This window comes from Nocardia sp. NPDC004722, assembly GCF_053601505.1.
The window spans coordinates 1-2,859 of the sequence record NZ_JBSGBY010000838.1 but is presented as its reverse complement, the minus strand read 5'-3'; the positions used below and the strand labels follow the sequence as shown (position 1 = coordinate 2,859).

Here is a 2,859-nt window from a genome sequence, read left to right as displayed (position 1 = left end):
GGCTCGCCAGCGCCGCGGACACCCGCGGCCGGTCGGCCACCTGCGCGACATTGTCGGTCAGGGCCGCAACGGCTTCCGAGGTGAGCTGCTCGATGTCGACGCGGGTCACGATGGCGTCGGTCAGCGTATCGGCCAGCTGATCGCGGATCGCGGGCTCGGCGGCCAGCGGCGCGACCGTGGCCACGTAGTGGTCGGTGTCGAGGACCTCGCCGCGCGCGAAACGCGCCACCACGCTGGCCAGGATCAGTACCCCCGCCAATACCAGCAGCAGCCCCACGCCGGTCCAGCGCAGCGCCGAGCCGTGCCGTCGCGGCCCGGCCGCGCGCAGGCCCTCCAATTCGGCGCGCTCGGATGCCGACAATGCGTCGGGAATCGGTTCCTGGGGTGGGGGATCCGAACTCTCGGTCATAATGCATCCCTTTCATCGGAAAGTCCGCGTCGCACCGTGAATTCGCGCGACGGTGCGGGGGCGCGTGGATGGTGATGTCGGACAAAGGAAATGCCTCGGGAGCGGTCAGGGTGCCGCGGAGCTTGTTGCGGCGGGCACTGCTGCGCCCGTCGGGCACCATCGCCGTTCTCCTGCTCGCGTACTTCCTGCTGCCCTTGCGCGGGGAGGCGGATATTCCGGCGCTGCTATCGCTGACCTGATCCTGATCGGGGTGGCCCTGCGGGTGCTGACCGCGTCGGTGCGGCTGCGCCGAGAGCAGCCGGCCGCACCCGATCAGGATTCGCGCGCGCGGTGACCGGCGCGGGGGGCGCGCGGGCGGCGTGGGGATCGTGCCCGGGAATCACTCCAGGACCGTCCGTTTGATCTGCGCGAATTCGTCCTCGGTGATCGCGCCGGAGTCGAGCAATTTCTTGGCGTCGGCCAATTGCGAGGCCGGGTCCGCGCGCGCGACCTGGCGAATGTAATCCTGGGTCGCCGATTCGCGGCGCACCATATCCCCGGCCGTGCGCGCGGCCATGTTGTTGCCTCGGGTGATGAGGTAGATGAGCGCGCTGAGGAACGGCAGGATCAGCAGGCAGACCACCCACAGCGCCTTGATCCAGCCCGACATGTCGGGGTCCCGGAACAGGTCGGTGAGGATCGAGAAAAGCAGCATCAGATATGCGACGAACAAGAAACTCAAGAGCAGAAACCAGATGAATTCCCAGAATGACATGTCCGACATCCCTTCTGTGCGACCACGAGGCACGGGTGCCCGTGTGGATGTCGATCATGGATCGGCTGGTGCGGTGAATTCCTCATCCCTGGCGAATGATTCATCTTCATGCCGCGTGTTTCGCCCGAATTTTGAAGCGCGGTCATTCGATTCGGGCGAGGCATTCTCCGCCGCGGTGGCGCAGGGTCGGTAGTGCGTTCATTCCATCCGAGAGGGGCAGACCATGACGCACACGCTGAACGACGCCCGCCCGGTGCGCCGCCGGGCCACCGGCGGCGCCCTCGCCGCGGCCATCCTGATGGTGACCGTCGGCGTGCTCGACATCCTGCAAGGGATTTCCGCGGTGGCCGCGGACCAGCTCTATGTGGTCGGCGTCGCCTACATCTACCAGTACGACACCACCGGCTGGGGGTGGGTCCACATCAGTATCGGCGCGGTCCTGATCCTGGCCGGGATCGGGCTGATGAGCGGTACGCAATGGGGCCGCGTCACCGCGATGGTGCTGGCCTCGCTGTCGATCATCGCCAATTTCATGTGGCTGCCCTACTATCCGGCCTGGGCGATCCTGGTCATTCTGCTGGACGTGGTGGTGATCTGGGCCGTCGCCTCCTGGCAGCCCGAGTCGGTCTGACCCGTGCGCGGGTCCTGGCTCGCGTCACCGCGTGGCTATCGGCGCGCCTGGTTGGGCGCGGATGTGCTCGCGGGCGTGGTGATCTGGGCACTGCTCGTGCCGGAGAGCTTCGCCTGCGCCCAGATCGCGGGCGTGCCGCCGGAATCCGGGCTGTACGCCATGATCCCGGCCCTGCTGTGCTACGCATTGCTCGGTCGCACGAATCATGTTCCGGTCGGCCCGATTTCGGTCACCGCGGCGCTCTCGGCGGCGATCGTCGCCCCGCACGTGTCCGGTGGCGGGCGGTTCCTGGCGCTGAGCGCGGCCCTGGCGCTGGTCGCCGGCTGCGCGGGCGTGCTGGCCGGGCTGGCGCGGCTCGGCTTCGCCGCCGCCCTCATCGCGCCACCGGTGTTGCGGGGCTTCACCGTCGGCCTGGTGCTGACCGTGCTCATCGGGCAACTGCCGACCCTGCTCGGACTCCCCGATATCGTGGGCGGAACCTGGGCCCGCTGCGCGTGGATCGCCGCGCACCTGCACGACATCGCCTGGCCGAGTGCACTGTTCGGCATAGTCGCGCTGCTGGCGGTGCTCGTCGGCCGACGGCGATTTCCTACCCTGCCGATCGCCTTCGCCGTGGTGGTCGCCGCGGTCGCGGTTTCCCGGCTGTGGTCTTTCGATACCCACGGGGGCCAGGTCGTCGATCCGATCGATCGGGGACTGCCACGGCCCGGCTGGCCCAGCGGCATCGGCACCCTGGATCTGCTGGGCCTGGTGGGCCCGGCGCTCGCCGTCGTCGTGGTCGGCCTCGCCGAGGGCGTCCACGGCGCCGAAGCCGCGCTGCCGCAGCGGCATCGGGAGGTCGATCCGAATCTGGAGCTGGTCGGCCTCGGGCTGGCGAATCTGGGTTCGGGCGCGCTGTCGGGCATGGTCGTGGGCGGCCACGCGCCCACCGCCGCGCCGACGGGAGCGCGCACCCGGCTGGGCGTGCTGGTCGCCGCGGTCCTCGCGGTGATCACCGTGTTGCTCCCGGGCGGGCTGTTCGAGCGATTGCCGCGACCGGTGCTGGCCGCGGTCGCCATGGCGGTG

Annotated in this window: 4 protein-coding genes and 1 pseudogene; 3 read left to right on the top strand and 2 right to left on the bottom strand. The window is 69.4% G+C overall.

Features of this window, described 5'->3' with window-relative positions:
- Window positions 1-409: pseudogene (locus ACWELQ_RS42765) on the bottom strand (hypothetical protein); the annotation flags it as partial.
- Between the two features lie 110 nt (window positions 410-519).
- Between ACWELQ_RS42765 and ACWELQ_RS42760 the strand changes: the two are divergent.
- Complete coding sequence (locus tag ACWELQ_RS42760) at window positions 520-648, top strand: hypothetical protein (RefSeq protein ID WP_452402692.1); 129 nt, start codon at window positions 520-522, stop codon at window positions 646-648.
- 140 nt (window positions 649-788) lie between these two features.
- Here the strand turns inward: ACWELQ_RS42760 and ACWELQ_RS42755 are convergent, their stop codons facing one another.
- A complete protein-coding gene (locus ACWELQ_RS42755; RefSeq protein WP_452402691.1) occupies window positions 789-1,163 on the bottom strand; it encodes an SHOCT domain-containing protein in 375 nt (124 codons plus the stop codon).
- 223 nt (window positions 1,164-1,386) lie between these two features.
- Here ACWELQ_RS42755 and ACWELQ_RS42750 point away from each other — a divergent pair, with 223 nt between their 5' ends.
- A complete protein-coding gene (locus ACWELQ_RS42750) occupies window positions 1,387-1,794 on the top strand; it encodes a DUF7144 family membrane protein (protein WP_452402690.1) in 408 nt (135 codons plus the stop codon).
- A gap of 3 nt (window positions 1,795-1,797) precedes the next feature.
- On the top strand, window positions 1,798-2,859 hold a 1,062-nt coding region (locus ACWELQ_RS42745), incomplete at its 3' end, for a SulP family inorganic anion transporter (protein ID WP_452402689.1).

Bases quoted from the DNA above. Each gene is read 5' to 3' on its own strand.
- ACWELQ_RS42755 (WP_452402691.1), bottom strand. From the start codon at position 1,163: ATGTCATTCTGGGAATTCATCTGGTTTCTGCTCTTGAGTTTCTTGTTC.
- ACWELQ_RS42750 (WP_452402690.1), top strand. From the start codon at position 1,387: ATGACGCACACGCTGAACGACGCCCGCCCGGTGCGCCGCCGGGCCACC.